The following is a 21,952-nucleotide window of genomic DNA, read 5'->3' as shown; positions in this document are numbered from 1 at the left end:
TTCTATGCGGCAAGCGGCCTGCGGACCGTGAGGTCGGCAGGCCGCTGTGCGCTAGGGGCGCGCTTTATGCGTCGCCGCCAGCGTTGCCGGATTCGCCGGCGTTGACGTTGAACAGGTCGTACTTCTCGATGGCCTGGCGGGCGGCATCACCGTCCACCTGACCGGACTTGCCCAGCGCCTGCAGGGCGCGCGCCACCATCGAGTGCGAGTCGATGAAGAAGTGACGACGTGCAGCGGCGCGGGTATCGGAGAAGCCGAAACCGTCGGCACCAAGGACGTAGTAGTCGCCCGGTACCCACGCACGAATCTGATCGGGCAGCATGTGGTCGTAATCGCTCGTGGCGATGAAGGGACCTTCACTGTCAGACAGCTTAGCGGTGACGTAGGGCGTCCAGGCTTCCTCCTCAGGGTGCAGGAAGTTGTGCTGCTCGGCTGCGATCGCGTCGCGACGCAGCTCGTTCCAGCTCGTGACGGACCATACAGCCGCGTCGACTCCCCAGTCCTCGGCGAGGATTTCCTTGGCATGCATCGCCCACGGCACGCCAACGCCAGAAGCCAGCAGCTGGACCTTGGGGCCGTTGCCGGAGTGGTCGGCGATGCGGTGGATGCCCTTGATAATGCCGTCGACGTCAACATCTTCCGGCTCGGCAGGCTGCTGGTACGGCTCGTTGTACACGGTGAGGTAGTACATGACGTTTTGGTCGCGATCGTCCTTGCCATACATCCGCTGCAGACCGTCTCGCACAATGTGGCGGATTTCGTAGGCGTATGCCGGGTCGTAGTGGACCATGGCTTCGTTAGTTGCAGCAAGGATGGGGGAGTGCCCGTCCATGTGCTGGGTGCCTTCACCTGCGAGAGTGGTCTTACCGGCGGTCGCACCGATGATGAAGCCACGGGCAAGCTGGTCGCCTGCCGCCCAGAACTGATCGCCAGTGCGCTGGAAGCCAAACATCGAGTAGAAGATGTAGACCGGGATGAGCGGTTCACCCTGCGTGGCGTAGGAGGTGCCGACGACCTGGAACGCCGCGGCGGAACCGGCCTCGTTGATACCAGTGTGCAGGATCTGGCCCTGCTCGGACTCCTTGTAGCTCAGCATCAGGTCGTGATCGACCGCGGTGTAGTTCTGGCCGTGGACGTTGAAGATCTTCGCCGTGGGGAAGATCGAATCCAGGCCAAAGGTACGTGCTTCGTCGGGGATGATCGGAACGATGCGGCGCCCGATCTCCTTATCCTTCATGAGCTCCTTCAGAAGCCGGACAAATCCCATCGTCGTCGCCACATTCTGCTTGCCTGAGCCCTTGGCCAGGATCTCGAACGGCTTGTCGCCCGGCAGAGTGAGCTCCGTGGACTTCGGGGCCTTGCGCTCCGGAATGAAGCCGCCGAGGGCGCGGCGACGCTCCAGCATGTACTGCAGCGCCGGATCGTCATCCGATGGGCGGTAGTACGGGGGTGTGAAGGGGTTTTCCTCAATCTGCTCGTCAGTCACCGGGATGTTGAGAAGATCGCGCAGGGCCTTGAGGTCCTTAATCTTCATGTTCTTCATCTGGTGGGTGGCGTTACGACCGGCGAACGAGGGACCCAGACCGTAGCCCTTAATGGTGTGGGCGAGGATGACGGTCGGCTGGCCGGTGTGTTCAACGGCAGCCTTGTAGGCGGCGTAGACCTTCCGGTAGTCGTGGCCGCCACGCTTCAGCGCCCAAATCTGCTCATCGGTCCAGTTCGCGACCAGGGCCTTGGTCCGCGGGTCGCGGCCGAAGAAGTGCTCGCGCACATAAGCGCCGTCGTTGGCCTTGAAGGTCTGGTAATCGCCGTCGACTGTGTTGTTCATGAGGTGGACAAGCGCGCGATCCTTATCAGCGTTCAGCAGGGTGTCCCACTCGCGGCCCCAAATGACCTTGATGACGTTCCAGCCGGCGCCGCGGAAGAAGGATTCAAGTTCCTGGATGATCTTGCCGTTGCCACGCACCGGGCCATCGAGGCGCTGCAGGTTGCAGTTGACGACGAATGTGAGGTTGTCGAGCTGCTGTTGGCCGGCAAGCTGCAGCATGCCGCGCGATTCTGGCTCGTCCATTTCGCCGTCGCCAAGGAACGCCCACACGTGCTGTTCGCTCGTGTCCTTGATGCCCCGCTCGTGCATGTAGCGATTGACCCAGGCGTTGTAAATCGCCTGCGCGGGTCCAAGACCCATGGAGACCGTCGGGAATTCCCAGAAATCTTCCATCCGGCGCGGGTGCGGGTAACTTGGCAGGCCGCGCCCACCAGCTGGCCGGGAGTATTCCTGGCGGAACCCGTCCATGTCTGCTTCGGACAGTCGACCTTCGACAAAAGCACGTGCGTAATTGCCGGGAGCCGCGTGGCCCTGGAAGTAGACCTGGTCGCCGCCTCCGGGGTGGTTCTTGCCACGGAAGAAGTGGTTAAAGCCCACCTCATAAAGTGTCGCGATCGAGGCGTAGGTGGAGATATGGCCACCGACTCCAACGCCCTCGCGCTGTGCGCGGGTCACCATCACGGCGGCATTCCATCGCAGCCACCGGCGATAGGTGCGCTCCATGGCTTCATCGCCGGGGAAGTAGGGCTCTTCGTGAACACCAATGGTGTTGACGTAAGGGGTGTTGAGCGATGAGGGGATGGTGACGTTGCGCTCGCGAGCGCGCTTCAGCATCGATAGCAGAACATAGCGTGCGCGAGGACCACCCCGATCGTCGATGAGTGCGTCGAGCGAATCAAGCCATTCTTCGGTTTCTTCTGAATCGATGTCACCGATTTGGCTCAGTAGCCCGTTAATTAGCGGTTGGGACTCATCACGTAGCGGCACGGAGAACCTCGCTCTCGTCTTCGTTTGTCGTCGTTTCGCGCGTCTGCGCGCGTTGGCCGGATGTCACTCCATTGTCCGACAGAACCGGGACTTTTGTCATGTTTGCTCGATCACCGTGGCGAACGCCACCGAGTCTCGCTACTGTAGGGATATGCTCAACGCAACATCCGCGGCGAGCCTCGAAAATGATAGGAGTGCATCAGTGCCTACCAGCACTGAATCCGAGGCAGCGCGTAAGTTCGGATTCACCCACGGTCAAGTCATCCAGGAGTTTTACTACGACGAGGACGTCGATATGGCGCTCCGCGAATCGATAGAGGCTCTTACGGGCGAAGAACTCGCCGATGAAGAATTCTCAGACACCACCGATGCCGCCATGATTTGGTGGCGCTCGGAGGACGCCGACGAAGACGATCTCGTCGACCTCCTCATGGATGCATCGGCCAACCTCGATGATGGCGGCGATATTTGGGTCATGACCCCGAAGGCAGGCCGGTCCGGTCACGTCGCGGTGGCAGACGTTGAAGATGCCGCGACGACAGCTGGCATGCATGCGTCGGCAAGTGTCGACGCCGCTAAGGACTGGATCGCGATGCGATTAGTCGTGCGAGCCCCAGGCGTGTAAAGTTTCCCTTCGTAGCCGGCACGGTTGTGTCGGTCCGGGCCTGTAGCTCAGTTGGTTAGAGTAGCTGGTTTACACCCAGTTGGTCGGGGGTTCGAGTCCCTCCGGGCCCACTTTTCGGAACACCAGTTCCATGTCAGCCTCGCGTCGCGTTTGTATCTTCGGTGAGTCTCGGTCTTGGATCGTTCTTGCCTTTTCTACGTGCTTGAGGGTCCCACTAGCCAAACCCACGACCATGTTCGTGGTGCCGCCGATGACCGAACTGAAACAGATGCAGCCTCTGCTTGTTTTCATTCCCACCTTTTCGAAACGGATGGCAGGGTGTCACGTTCGTAGAACTTAGCTATGGGGCCAATACTTAACCGTAACGTGAAGACGGTGAATGCTTAGTCAAGTGGTCATCGTTACCGGCTACACGAGATCTTCCGATACGATGACCGCGACGCATTGACCGCCCACGGAAGGACCCTCGTGCATCGATTGATACGCGTCCTCTTCGCTGCCCTGGGCGCCTTGGCTCTGACGTCTGGCATCGCAGCTGGGGCGGCTGCGCAGCCGTTACGTCCGCACGAGTCGGTAGTAGTGAGCCTGCCCGTCTCCAATGGCAGCCCCGCTGACGATGCCATCGATCACCTCGACGTCGAAATCCAGCTCAACAGAAGTGGTGATGCCAATATCCGGGAGACGTACCGGTGGGATTTCGGCCAGCGCCGGGGACTTGGGTTCTACCGAACCCTTGTCACGAAAATGGGTTACTCGCCAGACCCGGACAAGATCCGCGTCTATGAGGTCAGTGGCGAGCACGTGAGCTCATCGTCGGGGGCGCCGGCTGGCGTCTGGCGTGAAAGCGAGTCTCGAGGTCTGCTGAAACTCTCGATCGGGGCCCCCGATGGGTCCAACGACCGAGTTACCGGAATTCAAACCTACACTTTGACCTACCAGGTCAAAGGAGCGATCAACGCGATCAAAGAAGGAGATAACGCAGGTCTGGAGGAGTTCTATTGGAACATCTTCGACAGTCTTGACGTGCCGGCACGTTCGATCGACGTCACGGTGTCGGGACCAGCGGAAGTCAAAGATATCTCCTGTTTTGTCGGCTCTTCAGGATCTGATACCCCCTGCAACTCCTACAATTCCTCGTTGAATCGGTCGACCTACAGTTTTTCTGACGTTCAGAAGCGCGATGCTGTAACCATCATGGCCGCATTCCCCTCCGGCACTTTTGCCTCAACGGCTCCAATCCTGGTCGACGCTCCGCCCGATAGATCTCGGCAGTTTAGGGACATGTTGCCCAGGATCGCTGGCGTGCTCGCCGCCGTTGTGGGGGTCGTCGTTGCGGGCAGCTTTGGGCTGCGGAAGATCCGTCGTCGGCGAGAGCGCGATGAGGCGTGGATGGGAGTACCGCCCGGTGTCATCTCTCCGGGAGCGCCAGTTGGGCCCGCAGAGGAAACTCCAATTGCCGTTCGTTTCACACCGCCCGAGAATATAACTCCAGCCGAAACTGTCGTTCTCATGAATAAAGCCCGGACTGATAAAAGTCTCGGTGTCATGTTGGTCGATCTCGCCATCAAGGGATACCTATGGGTATCTGAGGTTTCGTGGTCCCTCTCAGGGAAAAAACCCAACGATTGGGCGCTCACGCTTACTGACCAGGTGCCGGAGGGACTTCCCAGCTACGAGAACCGAACGCTGTCAGCGCTGCGCGTATTCGCAAACCCCGGCGAGCATGGTCCACAAGTCTATATATCCCGCCTGAAACGAAAGTTTCATATCTCAGCCGCAACGATTGACGACGATCTCATGAGAGAGATCGAGCGCAAACAGCTGTTCAAGTCTCAACCGAAGAAGCGCTCAAAATCATCAGCGAGAATGATTATTTTCGTCATTGTTTTTAGTTACTTCATGTTGAACATGCTCGGGACCGGCGTGTCAATCACCGCGGCAACGCAGAGGTTCAGCGTGATGTCGTGGCTGCCCTTCGCCTTTGTCTTGGTCATCTTCTGCTCGATCATGATCTCCGCCTTTGGTTCAAGCAAGAAGACTGCTCGTACGGCCTACGGTCACGCGTTGTTCAAGCAAGCTGAAGGGTTCAAGGAATACCTTGAGAAGGCAGAGGCCGACCAGATCATTCACGAATCGAAGCAGGCCGAGTTTTCCCGCTGGCTGCCCTGGGCGATGGCTTTCGGAATCGAAGACCGCTGGGGCGTAGTCATGGACCAGATTGTCCAACGTAGCGGGAATACCGGGTACAGCAGCTGGTACCAAGGCCGAAATATCACTACGTTTAGTGACCTGTCGAGGTCCGTCTCCCAATTTGGATCATCTTCTTCCACGTCAATGGTCTCTCAACCTTCGACGTCTGGATCATCGGGCGGATCGGGTGGATTCAGCGGTGGCGGATCCTCCGGTGGAGGCGGCGGCGGTGGTAGTGCCGGCGGGCGCTGACGTTCGCATTGGACGCACAAAGGTGTCTACGATGGCCAGGTTGCCTCCAGACAGGCGATCGTGGAAGGAAAACTCGTGTCTCGCTCAACCCGGACCATCACCGCACTATTTGCCGCCGCAGCATTAGCTCTAAGCGCGTGTACATCGAGCGGTAACAATGCCGATGCAGGCGCCTCGACAGAAGAGGAATCCGCCAACGTCACATATCTCGAGGTAGCAAAACCCGCTACTTTCAAAGGAGATGCTCAGGCGCAGTCGATTGCTGCATCCTCCGCGCTTTTCGGGTCATCGGGCCTCGCTGTCCTCGCCCCTGAAGGATCACCGAAGGAAACGATTCGCGCCGCATCTATTGGACGAGCCCTGGGTATTCCCACCCTTGCTGTCTCAACTGATACCGCAGGCGTTGTTGAGGAACTCAAGCGACTCGGTGCCGAAGCGGTCATTGTTGCCGGTGACGTTAGCCTTCCCGATGATTCGGGGGTTGACGTTTATCGAGCTCCTGCGAATGCGGCAGACCTCACCGCCGCCACCGGTATTGAGGTTAAGGGGAGCCCGCTGCCTGAATCCGCTGATGCCCAGGCATTGCGTGCACTGCCGGAACGTACCATTTTCGAAACAACTGACGCGTCCTCGCCGGATGACGGCGTCCAGGTGCCTAAAAAGGGCTCGCTAACCCTACGAGCCGACAAGACGCCAGGCGGCACGTTAGCTCTCGTGAGTAAGGATCCGGCGACTGTCGCTGCCGAGGCTACTGCCGCCGCCGCCGGAGTGAAGACGAGTCCGAGCGAAGGCGATTTCAGGGGCTCGGGAGAACTGATCAAACAGGTAAAGGAAGCGGGATCAGTCATCGGCATTGGCGATGTCTTCCCTGACGCAGAGGACTTTGCGTGGGAGGTCGAGGTTGCCAAATCCGGTCAGGAATTACCCGGCGGCGGCCAACTCGTCTTCGCCGGAAAAAGGTACGTGGCACTCTACGGCACTCCTGTCACCCACAGTCTTGGTGTCCTTGGTGAACAAGACGGACCTGCCACCATTGATCGCGCGGCGAAATTGGCAGCCGAGTATCAGGAGCTCGCGGAGGACAAGGTCATTCCCGCTCTGGAGATCATTGTGACGGTGGCGTCTGGAAAGGCCGGCGATGACGGCAACTATTCCAACGAATGGGCGATCGAGCACTTCACCCCGCTGATTGAAGCAGCTGGTGAGGCCGGCCAGTACGTGGTGATTGACTTCCAGCCTGGCCGAGCGGATTTTCTCTCCCAAGTTAAGCAGTACGAGGAGCTCCTGAAGTACCCGCACGTCGGGATTGCTCTTGATCCCGAATGGCGGCTTGGTCCCAACGAGCGCCCATTGACGCGTATCGGGCATGTGGAAATCGATGAAGTTAACCAGGTAATTGACTACCTCGCGCAGTACACCAAGGAGAACAAGCTGCCGCAGAAAATGGTGATTCTGCACCAGTTCCAAATCCAGATGCTGCGCGATCGGGCACAGGTTAATACCTCACATCCTGAGGTTGCTGTCCTCATCCATGCCGATGGACAAGGCACTCAGCCACAGAAGAACGACACCTGGCGAGCGCTGTTGAAGGATGCGCCCGAGGGTGTGCACTGGGGTTGGAAGAACTTCATTGATGAAGACCACCCCATGCTCACCCCCGAGCAGACCTATCGCATCGAGCCGCAACCGGACTTCGTGAGCTATCAGTAGTTGTTACTTCCCGATGAGGCCCTTTTCGGTCAACCAGTCCTTAGCGATGGTGGCCGCAGAAGCTTTTTCGTCACCCGAGCTGCGGCCATTCATCTCGATGAGGGCATCGGTCGTTAACTCCGCCGAAACCTTATTGATGACGGCCTTAATGTCGTCGGTCATCGCCTCGGTACGCACGAACGGAATGACGTGCTGAGCCGCAATGAGGTTCTCGGGGTCGTCCAGCGTGACGAGGTTGTTGTCCTTGATTGCTGGCGTGGTCGAGTAGATATCGGCCACGATCACGTCGCCATCAAGTAGTGCCTTGACGGTTGCGGGGCCACCGCCGTCGTTGATCGGCACGAACTTGACACCGGTGATGCCGTAGACGCGTTCCAATCCCGGAATACCGTAGGAACGTTCAGCGAATTCCGGATTCGCAGCAAGTGAGATTCCCTCGACGTTCTTCAGGTCAGCGATCGAGGCGAGGGAGTGCTCTTCGGCCGTCGCCTGCGTGACGTTCAGTGAGTCCTTGTTCTCAGCGGGAGAAGCCTCCAGCACTTCGGTGCCGTCGGGCAGCGCGTCAGGAAGCGCCGCCATGATGCCCGCAGGATCGGTCTTGTCTGTCTCCGGATCAAAATATGCCAGGAGGTTTCCGGTGTAGTCGGGCACGAGATCGATCTCGCCGTTTTCCAATGCCGGTGCATAGACTTCGCGAGCACCGATCTGCATCGAACGCTTGACCTGCACGCCGGCATCTTCGAGTGCCTGGGCATACAGCTCGCCGATGATTTCGGATTCCGGGAACTGCGCCGAACCGACGGTGATGGAGCTTGCTGTACCGCCGTCACCTGTCGGGGACGTCGTCTTCTTGGCATCGTCCGCATTGGGGTCGGAACAGCCGGCGAGGGCCAGGGCGCTGGCAAGTAGTGCGGGGAGAATGAGATTACGTCGCTTCATGGGAAACCTCCACGTCAATATCGGGACTAAGCGAACGAGATGGTTGCGGCGTACGCGCCGCAGGATTGGCGACACGCGCGGCGTATCGCTGAACGAGAGCAAAAAGCATGTCGATGAGGAAGGCAAGCGCTACCACGATGAGGGAGCCGCCCATCACTCGCGGCAGATCGCGCACCGCCAGACCATCGATGATGTAGCGGCCAAGTCCTCCGAGGGGCACGAACGCAGCGACGGTCGCCGTCGCGATGACCTGGAGCACCGCGGAGCGAAGACCACCGACGATGATGGGGGAGGCAAGCGGAAGCTCGACGCGCGAAAGGATCTGCCACTCTGTCATTCCCTGAGCGCGCGAGGCATCGATGACCGCACGCGGCACGGATTCGATTCCCGAGTAGATCCCGGCCAAGAGAGGCGGGATACACAGGATGGCAAGCACAAGGATCGGTGGGGTGAGCCCGATTCCCGTCAAGAGGACGAGGAAGGTCAAGAGACCAAGTGTTGGGATGGCGCGCAGGGCGCCCGTGAAAGTCACGGCAAGGGTATGGAAGCGGCCTGTGTGGCCGATGTAGAGGCCGAGCGGTACTGCCACCAGCGCGGCAATCCCAACCGCGAGGGCGGTATAGCCCAGGTGCTCGCCAAGGCGCACCGGGATTCCTGCCGGTCCGCTCCATGACTCGGGACGGGAGAACCACTCGATGGTGTCGGAAATAATGCTCATGCGCGGGCACCTGCCTTTGCCGTCCATGGCAGCAGGAGGCGACCAGCGAGCACGATAAGCCGATCAAAGATGAAGGCGACCGCGACAATGAGCACGATCCCGATGATGATCTCGTCGATAAATGAGCGTTGGAAGCCGTCAGTAAAGAGCGAGCCGAGGTTAGAGATCCCGATGAGTGCCGCAATGGACAGCAGTGAGACGGTCGAGACAGCAACGACGCGCAGCGAGGCGAGCATGACCGGTCCGGCAAGCGGGAGCGTGACGCGCAGTGCACGTTGGGTGCTGGAGTAGCCGCAGGCTTCGGCAGCATTCAGGACATCCGAGGGTACCGAGTCCAGGGCGTCCGCGACGGAGCGAACCATGATCGCAAAGGCGTAGATCGTAAGCGCGACGAGGGCGTTGATGGCGGAGAGGTAACCCTGGCCAAGGAGGGTGGGGAGGATGACGAACAGCGGCAGGGAGGGAATCGTGTACAGGAGCGAGCCGGCACCCAAGATGAGGCCACGCACCGGTTTGACGGAATAGGCGAGCCAGCCGGCCGGCAGCGCGAGGAGGAAACCCAATGCGATGGGGATCGCTGACAGGTAGACGTGCCGCCAGGTGAGAAGGGCCAGGTAATCTGCGTTCGCGAGTGCCCAGTTCATGAGTCCAACACACCCGCGACGCGGCCGTCGGCGGTGACCACGATCTGCTCACCATCCCGCTCTTCAATGCGAAGGTGCCGCCGCTTGGTATCAAGGCCCACAAACTGCTCAACGAAGTCGTCGGCGGGATTGGCTAGGATCTCGGCGGGAGAGCCGATCTGGGCGACCTGGCCAGCGGATTTCATGATGACGACGGTGTCGGCGAGGGCAAAGGCTTCGTCGATATCGTGCGTGACGAAGACGACCGTCTTGTCCAATTCCCGGTGGAGCCGGCGAGTTTCGGCCTGGAGTTCGGCGCGGACGATCGGGTCGACGGCGCCGAAGGGCTCGTCCATGAGCAAGATATTGGGGTCGGCCGCGAGGGCGCGGGCAACACCCACGCGCTGGGCTTGACCGCCGGACAGCTGGCTGGGATAGCGCTCAAACATCGAGGGTGCGATGCCCACCACGTCAAGCACCTCCCGCGCCCGTGCGTGCGCTTCCTTCTTCGGTTGACCGTTCAGGCGGAGCACCGTGGCAACATTGTCGATGACCTTGCGGTGGGGCAGGAGGCCCGACTGTTGCATGACATAGCCGATGGAACGACGCAGCTGGACTGCGGGCCGGTCAGCGACGTTTTCCCCGTCGATGAGGATGGCGCCCGACGTCGGGTCAACCATGCGATTGATGCAGCGCAACAGCGTCGTCTTGCCAGATCCGGAGGATCCGACGAGCGCCGTCAGTGAGCCGGAGGGGATGTGTAACGAGAAATCGCGTACCGCTTCGGTGCCGTCGGGATACCTCTTGGTGACAGCTTCGAAGTCGATCATGTCTCTTCCCGCCGGTAGCTTCCCTAATGCTCCATCGTCTCAACGAGCCACGAGCGCGGCAACCGGAGGCTTTAGTCCACGAGTTCCTTCGGAAGCCGGTGGACCGTGACGGCACCGATAGCGGTGAAAGGGTGGAGCGGATCAGGCGTCTTTGAGCCCGTGGGACCACCGAGTTCCGAGTGCACCAGGGCAGACATGACGACGTAGGCGTCCTCGCGGCTGTATCCGGCCTCTAGGAGGAAATCGAAGCAGTCCTCGTAGCCACGCTTGATCGAGTCTTGGACGGGATCGCCGATACCGATAAAACACCATTCGGACTCGGTCTCCACACGCGGGGCCCGCAAGTTGGCGCCCTTGACCAAGTCGATGCTGATCACGGCGGTGCCCTCGGCTTCGATGGCGACGAAGGATGATTCACCGCGCGCCATGACGGCGTGGATATCGCCGAGAGACAACAGTCCGCCGGAAACTTCGACGGGCAGGTAGACGATCGAGCCCGGGCTAGCGTCGGTCAGGTCCATGTTGCCGCCGGAGCCGAAGGAGGGCATCACCGTCGAGCCTGGCTCGCCTGCCGGGGCGGTGCCGATACAGCCGATCATGGGACGCAGCTTCGCGGTGATGGACTCAGTGAGCCGGGCAGCGTCGTTCGTGAGCGGGATCTTGCGGGAGAAGAGCTCATCTCCCATGCGTTCGGTTAGAGCGCCCGCGCCGGGCAGGTAGACGGACCAGCCGTGATCGCCCAGGACGATGTCGTGGATCGTGACCCGCAGCGCGTCGCCGGGTTCGGCGCCGTCAACGTAGATGGGGCCTGTGACTGGGTTGATCGGCGCGGTCACGGCTTCGAGGCTGCCACGCTCATGCAGCTGCACAAACAGTTCGCCGTCGGTTTGCATCGCGATCGTCTCGCCGGTGCCGGGCGTGATCGTGAGGACCGGAGCGATAGAGCGATCGAAACTCGTTTGGCCATGGGACTTATCGAGGACGTGGTCGTAGCGAGTCATGCCTTAAGGACTATCAGGACTGGGCGCGCGCCGGGCAGCGTTAGGCGCGAGTCTCACTACGCGAACTGATCGATGAGGAGTTTGACGCTCAACGCGACAACGATTGCCAGGAGCGCCACGCGCACGAGTGCCGTGCCTTTGGACAGCACGAGCCGAGAGCCCAGCAACGAGCCTGCGATATTCGCGACCGCGAGCACGAGGCCAAGGGACCACCAGATGTGTCCGCCAAGCCCGAAGACCAGGAGCGCTCCCGCGTTGGTCGCAACGTTCACCACTTTGGCGGCTGCGGCCGATTGCAGGAAGGAGGTGCCAAGGATTGAGGTGAACGCGATGATGAGGAACATCCCCGTGCCGGGCCCAAAAACTCCGTCGTAGTATCCGATAACGGCAACCGCGATGAGGGCGACGATGTACCACTTCGGGGTGGCTCGTGGCATCGAGCGGCCTTCTTTACCGAAATTTGGCCGCAGCGCGACGTAGGTTCCGACGGCGAGCACCGCAACGATAATGACGGGACGCATGATGTTGGGATTGACGAGGGTAGCGGTCAGCGCGCCGAGCGCCGCTAGGAAAAAGGCCGTCACGGCCGCGACCGCCAGCGGACGCTTCGGGAGGGGGATCGAACGCAGGTAGGAAACAGCCGCCGCGACCGTGCCGGATAGCGCCGCTACCTTATTCGTACCAAGCGCCGTGGCGGGGGCGAGGCCTGGGACTGCGACGAGCATGGCCGGGATAAGAATAAGACCGCCCCCGCCGATGACGGCGTCGATGAAGCCCGCAAGGAGGGAGGCCCCCAGCAGCAGCGTGAGGGTCATAGGATCGGGCAGAGCCATAGGCGGGCATCCTGTTCTAGTGGCGCAGGTAGGCTTGGTGTGTGGCAACTTTATCGCTTGCAGACGTCCTGAACCTCATGGAGCGCGCGTTTCCCTCTGGCCTTGCCGAACCGTGGGATTCTGTCGGCCTGATCTGCGGGGACCCAGCCCAAAGTGTGCGGCATGTGCATTTTGCGCTCGACCCCGTCGCCGCGACGGTTGATGAAGCCATTGCGGCGGGCGCCGACCTGCTCATCACCCACCACCCGCTCTACCTCAAAGGGACCTCCACGGTTGCCGCCAATACTCCCAAGGGTGCGCTCATCCACCGGCTCATTAGCTCACAAACCGCGCTGTTTAACGCGCACACGAACGCGGATTCGGCGGCCGAGGGCACGGCCGTCGTGCTGTCCGAGCTGCTGGAATTGACCGGGATCAAGCCTGTCGATCCTGCGCAGGACGATCCGTCACTTGGCCTTGGCCGCTACGGCCGGCTGCCAACAGCGGTGACGGCGGATGAGCTCGGGCAGCACCTGGCCGAGCTCTTGCCCGCCACGGCGCGCGGCGTCGCGATCGGAGGCGATCGCAGTGCACGAATCGAGACGATCGCGCTGTGCCCGGGTGCGGGGGACAGCTATCTCGATCGCGTACGCGACCTGGGCGTCGATGCCATGCTGACCTCCGACCTGAGACACCACCCTGCCTCTGAGGCACTCGAACACGATGATGCCCCCATCCTGTTTGACGCCGCCCACTTCGCAACGGAATCGCCCTGGATGACGCGCGCTGCCCAGGTCCTCTCGCGCGCCGCCAGCGACGAACTCACGGTGAGCGTCTCGCAGCTCAATACCGACCCCTGGACCACGATCTATGTGAAGAAGGATGCGCTATGACGACCGCTCAGCCCGCTGACCAGCAACTCCTGATCGCCCTGCAGGAGCAGGACCGGCTTCTCGCCCGCCTCGCGGCAGAACGCCGCAAGCTGCCGATCCTTGCCAAGCTCGATGAGCTGCGGGAGGCGGAGGGCCAGCTGGGACGTGAACGCATTGCTGCAGAGACGGCGCTCGCGGACGCCCGGCGTGAGGTGTCATTCGCCGAGGGCGAGGTCCAGATCGTGCGCACCCGCCGCGAGCGTCAGCAAAAGGTCTTGGACTCCGGCGCTCTGGCACCGAAGGACTTGGGCAACCTGCAATCCGAACTCTCGAACCTTGCAGCCCGTCAAAGCGAGCTGGAAGACGCGGAGCTTGCCGCAATGGAAAACCTCGAGGCGCGCCAATCGGAACTCGATGCCGTAGGCGAACGCGCCACAACGATCGCCTCCGAGATCGCCGCCGCGAGCGAACAGGCGGAGCGCGAAGGCGGCGAGGTCGAAAGCCGCATCGCCAAGGCTGAGGCCGACCGCGAAACGATTGCCGGAAAGATCCCCGCCGACGTCCTATCGCTCTACGACGAGGTGCGTGCGCGCACTGGCGGACTCGCCGTCGTCGAACTGCACGGCCAGGTCACCTCGCCGGTGACGCTGGATTTCTCGCTCGCTGAACTTGATGCGATCCGCTCCACCCCGGCGGATGAGGTCTATGTTTCAGACGAGCACGAGTACATCATTGTGCGGATGTCGTGAGCTGGGTTATCCACACCGACGGGGGTTCGCGCGGTAACCCGGGGCCTGCGGCGCTCGGCTTCGTCATCCTTCGCGATGGCGTTGAGCGCCTGGCCTACGGCGAGTTCCTTGGCACTGCCACGAATAACGTCGCGGAATATACCGCGGTGTTGCGTGCCCTGCAGCGCTTTTCCGAGCTGGCAGCGCCCGGCGACCGGGTCGAGGTTCGAGCCGATTCGAAACTCGTCGTCGAACAGCTCAGCGGACGCTGGAAGATTAAACACGCGGACATGCGAGACCTCGCCCTGAAGGTTAAGCGTGCCTACGATCCAGAGCTCGTGAGCTATACCTGGGTCGCGCGTGAGCACAATGCGCGCGCCGATGAGATGGCGAATAAGTCGATGGATCAGCGCGGCACAGTGGAATCCGGAATCGAAGCTCACGAGGTGACTGAGCCCGCGGCGCCTCCCAACGGACCGGTGCGCGTGGTCGTCGTTGCCGCACCGATGACCGATCGGACTCTCACTATGGTCGATCGGTTAAAGATCGGGGCCGACGCGCGGTTCTTGCCCGTGCGAATCGCGCACCGCTCGGATGCCCCGAGCCAAGACGGCGCGATTCGACTCGCGCGTCACCTGCGCTCGCTCGGCGCCGAGGTTCAGATTGAGGAGAGCCGGGAGACCCTCACCCAGGCGGCTCACAGTACCGGCACGGTCGTCCTCGTTGCCTCCGATGCGGGCGCAATCCTGCAGCCCTTGAGTGGTTCGCGGTTTTCCATCGCGCCCGCGCCCGGCTCGGTGAGCGTCATCGACTCCGATGAGGGCGCTCTCACCGTGCGCGCGCTCGGCGTCTTCCTCTAATCACGAATCACGAGCGTCAGCATTGCGACATCCGCGCTGCGTGACTCGACTTCAACCCCGAGGCCCGTTCGCTTCGCAATCCGAGCGACGTCGGCAATGCTTGCCACCTTCGCTCGGGTCGTCGTGAGTTCGTGCGTCAACAGGCCGCGATAGTGCTTGGCCATGTGGGAGACGATGCTGCGCACCCCATCGCGCTCGCGAACTGCCTGGACACTCACGTGCGCGACGCCCGCCGGCACCTGCCACATGCGCTGATAGGGGCCAGAGCGGCAATCGACCACCAACCCGTCTCGGCGAGCAGCCTCGTCCAGGGTGGCGCTCAGCCGCGGCTTCCAGTACGAGGCGAGGATACCCAGCCCAGGCAGCTTTGACCCAGCGGGTAGTCGATAGGGGGCAATGACGTCGCTGGGGCGGACGACGCCATACTTACCGGAAAAGATCCAGACATCGCGATCGGGACGCGCAGCCCTGAGTTGGGCGGCATCAAACAGCACCCCGGAGTAGATCTCGTACGCAAACCCAGCTCTGCCCGGTGAGACATTCCAGGCCAGGTCCGCGCGCGATTTCGGTCCGACCTTCAGCGCCGCGGCGGCCGCGTCCGAGGAACCGAAGGCGGCCAGCGCGGCCGCGACCTGGGCACGCGCCTCATCCAGTTGAGGGAAACTGACGTGGGCCTCGGCAGCAATATCGGGCTCAGACTTACCTTCAGAGGGTGGAAGGGCGATAATCACGCAGCCCAGCCTAGCGGTAGAATGATGACGGATGAGCCGGCTAGGTGACCGCGGCAGATGTCGAGGAACGTCCGGGCACCGCAGGGCAGAACGGTGGGTAACGCCCACCCGGGGTGACCCGCGGGAAAGTGCAACAGAAAGTAGACCGCCTGGCAACAGGTAAGGGTGAAAGGGTGGTGTAAGAGACCACCGGCGCTTTCGGTGACGGAGGCGGCCAGGTAAACCCCGTTCGGTGCAAGACCGCGCAGCAGGCGAGCGGCCCGCTCAACGCCTGCGGGTAGGTTGCTAGAGCCGCACGGCAACGTGTGGCCAAGATAGATGGTCACCACCGGTTCCTTTGGGAACCGGCACAGAACCCGGCGTATCGGCCGGCTCATCCGCCCCGGGCTAGCATGGCCCTATGACGATGCCCGATGTCAATGCATCAGACCTCGCCGACCACCACCAGTGGGGGTTTTCTGGAACGTTCCGCTCCTATCAGCAGCGGATCCTTGATCGCTACGAGGATCTCGTAGCAGATCAGCGCATCCATATCGTTGCGGCTCCCGGCTCCGGAAAGACGATCCTCGGTCTCGAACTCATCTGCCGGCTCGAAGCCCCCGCCCTCGTGCTAGCACCCACGATCACCATCAGAGACCAGTGGATCGATCGGTTTGCTACCCACTTCGAAAACGCGGCCGACCCGCAGGCAGATCCCCGAGCTTGGTGCTCCACCTCGCTGCACCATCCCGCACACATCACGGTCATTACCTATCAAGCGCTGTTCTCGGCCTATACCCGCGCACTCGATGAGGAAACCGGCGAGGACTTCGCCGACGTCGATGTTCTCGCCGCCGTCACCGAACGCGGTATCACGACGATCTGTATGGATGAGGCTCACCATCTGCGGGCCCAGTGGCATCGCGCGCTGACGGCTTTCATGGACTCGATGCGCACCGCCTGTCCGGAGCTCACGACCATCGCCCTGACAGCGACCCCGCCGTATGACTCGACGCCCGCCCAGTGGGAACGCTATGAAGAGCTGTGCGGACCGATCGACGAAGAGATATTCGCCCCAGAGCTCGTTGCGACCGGTGACCTGTGCCCGCACCAGGACTATGTCTATGTCACGGAGCCGAACCGGCAGGAGCGCGCCGAGATCGCCCAATTGCGTGAGCGTGGAGCCGGCGTCATTGCCTCGCTCGTTGCATCGGGCAGTCTGCGCCAGGTCGCGGCAGACCTCGTGCGGCTCACCGATACCCAGGTGCAAGAAGCGCTCGATGATGAGGATTCCTTCTACGCCTTGATCCGGCTCCTGACGGCGACGGACCAGGATGTGCCGGGCAGTATCCGGGCGCTGTTCACTCAGCGCCGACCAGAACTTGCAGACGAACTCGGGTTGCAGTTCATCCTCGATCACTGCGACATGTTCACTTCTAGCGCAGTGGACGAGATCCGCGGCGAGCTTGTGAGCGCTAACCTCCTCGACGGGAACAAGATTTCGGTGACGGGCGAACTCAAGGTCAATCGCCTTCTGACCCAGTCAGCCGGGAAGATCCGTGCCGTCAGCGATATCGCCGAAGAAGAAGTTAACGGGATGGGCGAGCGCCTCCGGATGGTCGTTCTCGCCGATCACGTGCGACGCGAATACCTGAGCAGCCTCGGGCGGGAGGATTCCATCGTCCATATGGGGGTTATTCCGCTCTTTGAAGCCTTGCGTCGCCGCGTCGGGCACGCCGCCCGCATCGCGGCCCTCACCGGGTCGGTCATCGTCATCCCTCGCACCGCTCTGAACGAGATCACGCAATACGTAGCAGAGCTTGGCGGCGAGGTCACCCAGGCCAAGGACGTCACCGATGACTACCTCCACGTGGCGTTTTCCGGCGGCACTCGGGTCTCAGTGCCGGTGATGACGAAGGCATTTGAGGAGGGCCTATTCACGGTCCTGGTCGGCACGGCTGCACTGCTGGGGGAAGGGTGGGATTCCCCGCGAGCCAACGCTCTCATCATGGCGAGTTCCGTGCGTGCCTTCATGCTGACGAACCAAATGCGCGGCCGGGTCATTCGCATTGACCCGCTGGATCCCGACAAGACTGCCAATATTTGGCACATCGCCACGTGTGATGTCGTGGAAGAAGGTCTCATCGCCGATCACCTCAATCGGCGTGCTGGCGAGGGAGCCCGAGTCCTTGCCTCTCACGATGTTCGCTCCTTGATGACACGTTTTGAAGCATTCGTCGCACCCCGAGCGGATATTCCTGTGATCGAAAACGGGTTCGAGCGATGTTTCGATAAGCCTCCCGAGGAGGCCTACCACCGCATAGCTGACGCCAATGAGACCATGATGAACCGTGCCTATCGGCGCGATGAGATGCGTGCGCAGTGGGCGGCGGCCCTCGCTGACGGCAACTATCCCGATAGCCAACCGTTCGAAATGCAGCTCAAGGTGGAAACCGAGCAGGACGTGTCCGCTGGAGTCTTTCCCTACCTTGATGTCATTGTCTTCGCGGTGCTCGTCGTCCTGTTCTCCCTAGGGATTGGCGCGACCGAGGCGGGGACCCGACTGGTCTCCGGCCCCCTTGCCCAAACGCTCGTGATCGCTGGCACGCTGCTCGTCGGCGGTCTTGCCACCTGGGTGCGGATGCGTTCAGTCGCTCAGATCACGGGCAGCGAACGCCGCCTGCGTGCCGAGGCTATCGCCGTTGCTCGAACCCTGAAGGAACTGGGGATCATCTCTTCGGAGACCTTAGCGATCGAGGTCGACATGCCCGAGTATGACCCAACGAGACGGACGCGCCTACGCCTGTCAGGCGGCACTTTTTCCGATCGTCAGCAGTTCGCGACCGCCATGCGCCAACTGTGTGGGCCTATCACGAATGCCCGCTATCTGATCACCCCGGCGCATCGGATCAAAATCCGGGGCATCTTCTTCGCTCAATCGGTACCAGACGCGATCGGACTGCGCAGGCAGAGTGTGGACATCTTTATCTCCGAGCTGGAGAAGATGAAGCTGCCGATGCAGGCGATTTACACCCGCAATCCCGAAGGCCGCGACTTCTTGCTCAAAGCCCGCCGGCGCAGCGGCTCGAATATCGCCGCTCGCATCACGCGCCAATCCCGACGCTATGCGCGGCAGCTGTCAGCCGTCACGAAACTCTTCGGCGAGGGCGGCGGTTTCGAGGGCGGCGACTAACCCTCGTAGCCTTCGCTGGCGAGCGCAGCCGCGCCCACAATACCCGCCTGGTTACGCAATGTGGCCGGAACGATCGGGCAGCGAACCGAAATGAGGGGCAGGAATTGGTCATGGTCTTTGGAAACGCCGCCACCGACCACGATGAGGTCGGGGGAGAAGAGCATGTCGAGATGTGAGTAGTACTTCTGGAGCTTTTTCGCCCACTTCTTGAAGTTCCACTCGTTTCGCTCACGCACGCCCGCCGATGCCCGATGCTCAGCGACGTGCCCGTCGAGCTCGAGATGGCCGAGTTCTGTGTTCGGAATGAGCTGACCGTTATAGATAAAGGCCGAGCCGATCCCCGTACCGAGGGTGGTGACGATGACGAGACCTTCCTGGCCAACTGCCGCACCAAATTTCGCTTCGGCGTAGCCCGCAGCGTCCGCGTCATTAACCGCAACAACGGTGCGACCGAGGCGCTCGGAAAAGAGCTCGGGGACGTTGACACCCTTCCAGGACTGGTCGAGATTGGCAATGAAACCGACCGTGCCGTGCTTGATGGGGGCCGGAAAGGTGATTCCTACCGGGACGTCATCGGCCGGCTTGAAGTGTTTGATGAGCTCTTCGCAGGTATCGGCTACCGCGTCCGGGGTGGAGGGGTGCGGGGTCGGGATCCGGTAGCGGTCAGCCGCGAAGCTGCCCGTGTCCAAGTCGACCGGAGCGCCTTTGATTCCCGATCCACCAATGTCGATTCCGAATGCGTCACTCATGTCTCTCCTCAAGGCAGTGTCAGGATATCTGCGCCGGTTGGCGTTACGGCGATCGTATGTTCGAACTGCGCGGTCCGCGAATGATCCTTCGTCACCACAGTCCATCCGTCATCCCACTGATATGACTCGGCCGTGCCCAAGGTGAGCATCGGTTCGATCGTAAAGACCATGCCGACCTCGATGACCGTGTCATACATGGGAGCCGCGTCGTAGTGCGGAATGATCAAGCCCGAGTGGAAGGCCTCACCGACTCCGTGGCCGGTGTACTCGCGCACCACACCGTAGCCAAAGCGCTTGGCATACTTTTCGATGACGCGGCCAATGACGTTGACCTCGCGTCCGGGCTTGACGGCCTTAATGCCGCGCTCCATCGCGAGTTTGGTGCGTTCCACGAGCAGGCGCGCTTCCTCATCAACGTCGCCGACGAGAAACGTCGTATTGGTATCACCGTGGACGCCGTCGAGGTAAGCCGTGACGTCGACGTTGACGATATCGCCGTCAGCCAGGGCGGTGTCGTCAGGGATGCCGTGACAGATGACCTCGTTGATGGAGGTGCATAGCGATTTGGGGAAGCCCTGGTAGTCCAGGCACGAGGGATAGGCGCCGTGGTCGAGTAGGTAGGCGTGACCGACCGCGTCGATCTCATCGGTAGTGACGCCGGGCGCAATCATCTTTTCGATCTCCGCCAACGCGCCGGCCGCGACCTTGCCGGCGGCGCGGATCTTTTCGATTGTTTCAGCCGATTTAATCTCGCTAGCCGTCACGCGCTCCGGGCCGGTTCGGCCGACGTATTCCGGGCGCGCGATGTGGCCGGGAACGGTACGTTTGGGAGAGAGAGTGCCGGGGGTCAGTACTCCGCGAGGAGCGCGATCGATCGAGGTCATGCTTCGATCCTAAAGCCCCGGCTCCCCGCACGTGAAAAGGAGAAGGAGTAGCCATGGCTGCTGAGTATTACTACGTCATCGCAACCGGTGAGGTCGAAGAGGGCCGTCAGTCGGGCGCGAGTGGACGAATGGGGCCCTATCCCACGCGCGAGGCTGCCGAGCACGCGATGCAGATCGCCAAGGAACGCAACGAGAAGTGGGAAGAAGAAGACCGGGAGTGGAACGAGGAGGACTAGCCTCCTCTTCGCGCTTGTGAGCGTCAGACCTAACCGGCGGCATCATTCCAATGGTCCGCGGCGACGCTGTAGCGAAGTTGTGCGGCTGGTCGGAGACGAATGAAGGCCCGCCGACACGAACGGTTGACATGTCATCGCCAGCTATCGCTGAGACTCACATGCCCCACTATTCCTGGTAGGAGTGTTCAGCGGCGGGGAAGGTCCCCTCGCACACCTCGTACTTATAGGCCCGCGCAGCGTTGTAGAGCTCAGCGCCCACGTTGCCGAACTGCTTGGCAAAGCGCGGTGACCAGCTCGTCATGCCCGCCATGTCCGTCCAGACCAGGACCTGACCATCGCAGTTGACGCCCGCGCCGATTCCGATGGTCGGAATATCGAGAACCTCGGTGATGCGTTCGGCAAGCGGGGCGGGCACCATTTCGAGCACGATCATGATGGCGCCGGCATCTTGCAGGGCGATAGCGTCCTCGACGAGAGTCTCGGCGGCATCGCCGCGGCCCTGGACTCGCTTTCCGCCGAGCACGTTTTCTGCCTGCGGCGTGAATCCTAGGTGGCCAACGACGGGGATCCCGGCGCGCGTCAGCAGCTCGACGTGGCCTGCGAGGTGGTCTCCGCCTTCGAACTTCACGGCGTGCGCGTTGGCTTCCTTTAGCATCCGGACAGCCGTTGCCAAGGCCTGTTCGGGGGAGGCTTCGTAGGAACCGAAGGGCAGATCCGCAATGACCAAGGCACGCTGGGTGGCGCGGGTGACGGCTCGCACAGCGGGGATCATCTCGTCGACCGTCACCGGGATGGTCGAGGGGTAGCCCAGCATGTTGTCGCCAATGGAATCGCCCACGAGGATCGTGTCGATGCCGGCCTCATCGAAGATGCGAGCGGTCACGGCGTCGTAGGCGGTCAGCATCGTGATGCGTTCGTGGCGTTCCTTCATCGCGCGCAGGTGGTGGACTCGCACCCGGCCGGGCACCGGCACGCCCTTCTTGCCGTCTTTGGGTTGGCCCTGGCCAACGGCCAGACCGATCGGGGGAGTGGCGGGGGCGGTGCGGGGGCGGAGCGCGGGGAGTGGCGGGCGGGGCGCGGCGGACGAGAACGGGTGGCAGGCGGGGTGGCCGCGCGCGCCGGTCAGGCCGGGGCCGGCCCAGAGGGCGGCGTCCGTCGCCAGCTGCCAGGCGGCGGCGCGTCCGGCGATGGCGGCGGACTCAGCG

At 61.8% G+C, this 21,952-nt stretch carries 19 protein-coding genes, 1 tRNA gene and 1 other RNA gene; 10 read left to right on the top strand and 11 right to left on the bottom strand.

Going from position 1 to position 21,952, the window contains the following annotated elements; translation table 11 throughout:
• Positions 1 to 64 precede the first annotated feature (64 nt).
• A complete protein-coding gene (aceE, locus tag MUN85_RS08025; protein WP_250506233.1) occupies positions 65 to 2,815 on the bottom strand; it encodes a pyruvate dehydrogenase (acetyl-transferring), homodimeric type in 2,751 nt (916 codons plus the stop codon).
• A 202-nt stretch (positions 2,816 to 3,017) separates the two neighbouring features.
• Between aceE and MUN85_RS08020 the strand changes: the two genes are divergently transcribed.
• The 4 genes from MUN85_RS08020 (at position 3,018) to MUN85_RS08005 (ending at position 7,592) form a co-directional block, all read left to right on the top strand.
• The gene (locus tag MUN85_RS08020; RefSeq protein WP_250506232.1) at positions 3,018 to 3,440 is read left to right on the top strand and encodes a DUF3052 domain-containing protein; all 423 of its coding nucleotides are present in this window, start codon (positions 3,018 to 3,020) and stop codon (positions 3,438 to 3,440) included.
• Between the two features lie 36 nt (positions 3,441 to 3,476).
• Positions 3,477 to 3,550: transfer RNA gene (locus MUN85_RS08015), tRNA-Val, on the top strand.
• 469 nt (positions 3,551 to 4,019) lie between these two features.
• Positions 4,020 to 5,882, top strand: coding sequence for a DUF2207 domain-containing protein (locus MUN85_RS08010; protein ID WP_250506231.1), 1,863 nt, complete (start codon positions 4,020 to 4,022; stop codon positions 5,880 to 5,882).
• Between the two features lie 75 nt (positions 5,883 to 5,957).
• Positions 5,958 to 7,592, top strand: a complete 1,635-nt coding sequence (locus MUN85_RS08005) for a hypothetical protein (RefSeq protein WP_250506230.1) — start codon at positions 5,958 to 5,960, stop codon at positions 7,590 to 7,592.
• Between the two features lie 3 nt (positions 7,593 to 7,595).
• Here the strand turns inward: MUN85_RS08005 and MUN85_RS08000 are convergent, their stop codons facing one another.
• The 6 genes from MUN85_RS08000 to MUN85_RS07975 form a co-directional block, all read right to left on the bottom strand.
• Positions 7,596 to 8,531, bottom strand: a complete 936-nt coding sequence (locus MUN85_RS08000) for an ABC transporter substrate-binding protein (RefSeq protein WP_250506229.1) — start codon at positions 8,529 to 8,531, stop codon at positions 7,596 to 7,598.
• Positions 8,518 to 9,249: an ABC transporter permease gene (locus tag MUN85_RS07995; protein WP_250506228.1), complete on the bottom strand. Its 732-nt coding sequence runs from the start codon at positions 9,247 to 9,249 to the stop codon at positions 8,518 to 8,520. The genes MUN85_RS08000 and MUN85_RS07995 overlap by 14 nt, the downstream gene beginning before the upstream one ends.
• Entirely contained in the window at positions 9,246 to 9,893 is a 648-nt protein-coding gene (locus MUN85_RS07990; RefSeq protein ID WP_250506227.1) for an ABC transporter permease, read from the bottom strand. The genes MUN85_RS07995 and MUN85_RS07990 overlap by 4 nt, the downstream gene beginning before the upstream one ends.
• Complete coding sequence (locus MUN85_RS07985) at positions 9,890 to 10,702, bottom strand: ABC transporter ATP-binding protein (protein WP_250506226.1); 813 nt, start codon at positions 10,700 to 10,702, stop codon at positions 9,890 to 9,892. The genes MUN85_RS07990 and MUN85_RS07985 overlap by 4 nt, the downstream gene beginning before the upstream one ends.
• Before the next feature lie 71 nt (positions 10,703 to 10,773).
• Complete coding sequence (locus MUN85_RS07980) at positions 10,774 to 11,703, bottom strand: acetamidase/formamidase family protein (protein ID WP_250506225.1); 930 nt, start codon at positions 11,701 to 11,703, stop codon at positions 10,774 to 10,776.
• A gap of 56 nt (positions 11,704 to 11,759) precedes the next feature.
• Positions 11,760 to 12,536 carry a TSUP family transporter gene (locus tag MUN85_RS07975; RefSeq protein ID WP_250506224.1) on the bottom strand — a complete coding sequence of 259 codons (777 nt, stop codon included), beginning with the start codon at positions 12,534 to 12,536 and terminating at the stop codon, positions 11,760 to 11,762.
• 41 nt (positions 12,537 to 12,577) lie between these two features.
• On the opposite strand from MUN85_RS07975, the gene MUN85_RS07970 reads away from it, so the two are divergent.
• The 3 genes from MUN85_RS07970 to MUN85_RS07960 are packed head-to-tail and all read left to right on the top strand — an operon-like array spanning position 12,578 to position 14,975.
• Entirely contained in the window at positions 12,578 to 13,408 is an 831-nt protein-coding gene (locus MUN85_RS07970; protein ID WP_250506223.1) for a Nif3-like dinuclear metal center hexameric protein, read from the top strand.
• A complete protein-coding gene (locus MUN85_RS07965; protein WP_250506222.1) occupies positions 13,405 to 14,136 on the top strand; it encodes a zinc ribbon domain-containing protein in 732 nt (243 codons plus the stop codon). The genes MUN85_RS07970 and MUN85_RS07965 overlap by 4 nt, the downstream gene beginning before the upstream one ends.
• The gene (locus tag MUN85_RS07960; RefSeq protein ID WP_250506221.1) at positions 14,133 to 14,975 is read left to right on the top strand and encodes a ribonuclease HI family protein; all 843 of its coding nucleotides are present in this window, start codon (positions 14,133 to 14,135) and stop codon (positions 14,973 to 14,975) included. Before MUN85_RS07965 ends, MUN85_RS07960 begins: the two co-directional genes overlap by 4 nt.
• Here MUN85_RS07960 and MUN85_RS07955 read toward each other — a convergent pair.
• The gene (locus MUN85_RS07955; protein WP_250506220.1) at positions 14,972 to 15,706 is read right to left on the bottom strand and encodes a YaaA family protein; all 735 of its coding nucleotides are present in this window, start codon (positions 15,704 to 15,706) and stop codon (positions 14,972 to 14,974) included. The two genes, MUN85_RS07960 and MUN85_RS07955, sit on opposite strands and share 4 nt — an antisense overlap.
• A gap of 32 nt (positions 15,707 to 15,738) precedes the next feature.
• Between MUN85_RS07955 and rnpB the strand changes: the two genes are divergently transcribed.
• An RNA gene (rnpB, locus tag MUN85_RS07950) (RNase P RNA component class A) lies at positions 15,739 to 16,086 on the top strand.
• Between the two features lie 20 nt (positions 16,087 to 16,106).
• Entirely contained in the window at positions 16,107 to 18,878 is a 2,772-nt protein-coding gene (locus tag MUN85_RS07945) for a DEAD/DEAH box helicase family protein (protein ID WP_250506219.1), read from the top strand.
• Here MUN85_RS07945 and ppgK read toward each other — a convergent pair.
• Positions 18,875 to 19,627 carry a polyphosphate--glucose phosphotransferase gene (gene ppgK, locus MUN85_RS07940; RefSeq protein WP_250506218.1) on the bottom strand — a complete coding sequence of 251 codons (753 nt, stop codon included), beginning with the start codon at positions 19,625 to 19,627 and terminating at the stop codon, positions 18,875 to 18,877. The genes MUN85_RS07945 and ppgK overlap by 4 nt on opposite strands.
• A gap of 8 nt (positions 19,628 to 19,635) precedes the next feature.
• Positions 19,636 to 20,511: a type I methionyl aminopeptidase gene (gene map / locus MUN85_RS07935; protein WP_250506217.1), complete on the bottom strand. Its 876-nt coding sequence runs from the start codon at positions 20,509 to 20,511 to the stop codon at positions 19,636 to 19,638.
• Positions 20,512 to 20,564: 53 nt separating this feature from the next.
• Here map and MUN85_RS07930 point away from each other — a divergent pair, with 53 nt between their 5' ends.
• The gene (locus MUN85_RS07930) at positions 20,565 to 20,747 is read left to right on the top strand and encodes a hypothetical protein (RefSeq protein WP_092561375.1); all 183 of its coding nucleotides are present in this window, start codon (positions 20,565 to 20,567) and stop codon (positions 20,745 to 20,747) included.
• A 166-nt stretch (positions 20,748 to 20,913) separates the two neighbouring features.
• Here MUN85_RS07930 and panB read toward each other — a convergent pair whose 3' ends face one another.
• On the bottom strand, positions 20,914 to 21,762 hold the full coding sequence (gene panB, locus MUN85_RS07925; RefSeq protein WP_284501046.1) for a 3-methyl-2-oxobutanoate hydroxymethyltransferase: 849 nt from the start codon (positions 21,760 to 21,762) through the stop codon (positions 20,914 to 20,916).
• Positions 21,763 to 21,952 lie beyond the last annotated feature (190 nt).

The sequence above is a fragment of the Bowdeniella massiliensis genome (genome assembly GCF_023634005.1).
Taxonomy (GTDB): Bacteria; Actinomycetota; Actinomycetes; order Actinomycetales; family Actinomycetaceae; genus Bowdeniella; species Bowdeniella massiliensis.
Note: the sequence above shows the minus strand (reverse complement) of the source record. Positions and strands in the feature narration are given on the sequence as shown.

What these genes read in the sequence shown, in the direction of transcription:
- MUN85_RS08000 (WP_250506229.1), bottom strand. Translation starts at nt 8,531, where the DNA reads ATGAAGCGACGTAATCTCATTCTCCCCGCACTACTTGCCAGCGCCCTG.
- MUN85_RS07995 (WP_250506228.1), bottom strand. Translation starts at nt 9,249, where the DNA reads ATGAGCATTATTTCCGACACCATCGAGTGGTTCTCCCGTCCCGAGTCA.
- MUN85_RS07990 (WP_250506227.1), bottom strand. Translation starts at nt 9,893, where the DNA reads ATGAACTGGGCACTCGCGAACGCAGATTACCTGGCCCTTCTCACCTGG.
- MUN85_RS07985 (WP_250506226.1), bottom strand. Translation starts at nt 10,702, where the DNA reads ATGATCGACTTCGAAGCTGTCACCAAGAGGTATCCCGACGGCACCGAA.
- MUN85_RS07980 (WP_250506225.1), bottom strand. Translation starts at nt 11,703, where the DNA reads ATGACTCGCTACGACCACGTCCTCGATAAGTCCCATGGCCAAACGAGT.
- MUN85_RS07975 (WP_250506224.1), bottom strand. Translation starts at nt 12,536, where the DNA reads ATGGCTCTGCCCGATCCTATGACCCTCACGCTGCTGCTGGGGGCCTCC.
- MUN85_RS07965 (WP_250506222.1), top strand. Translation starts at nt 13,405, where the DNA reads ATGACGACCGCTCAGCCCGCTGACCAGCAACTCCTGATCGCCCTGCAG.
- MUN85_RS07945 (WP_250506219.1), top strand. Translation starts at nt 16,107, where the DNA reads ATGACGATGCCCGATGTCAATGCATCAGACCTCGCCGACCACCACCAG.
- ppgK (WP_250506218.1), bottom strand. Translation starts at nt 19,627, where the DNA reads ATGAGTGACGCATTCGGAATCGACATTGGTGGATCGGGAATCAAAGGC.
- map (WP_250506217.1), bottom strand. Translation starts at nt 20,511, where the DNA reads ATGACCTCGATCGATCGCGCTCCTCGCGGAGTACTGACCCCCGGCACT.
- MUN85_RS07930 (WP_092561375.1), top strand. Translation starts at nt 20,565, where the DNA reads ATGGCTGCTGAGTATTACTACGTCATCGCAACCGGTGAGGTCGAAGAG.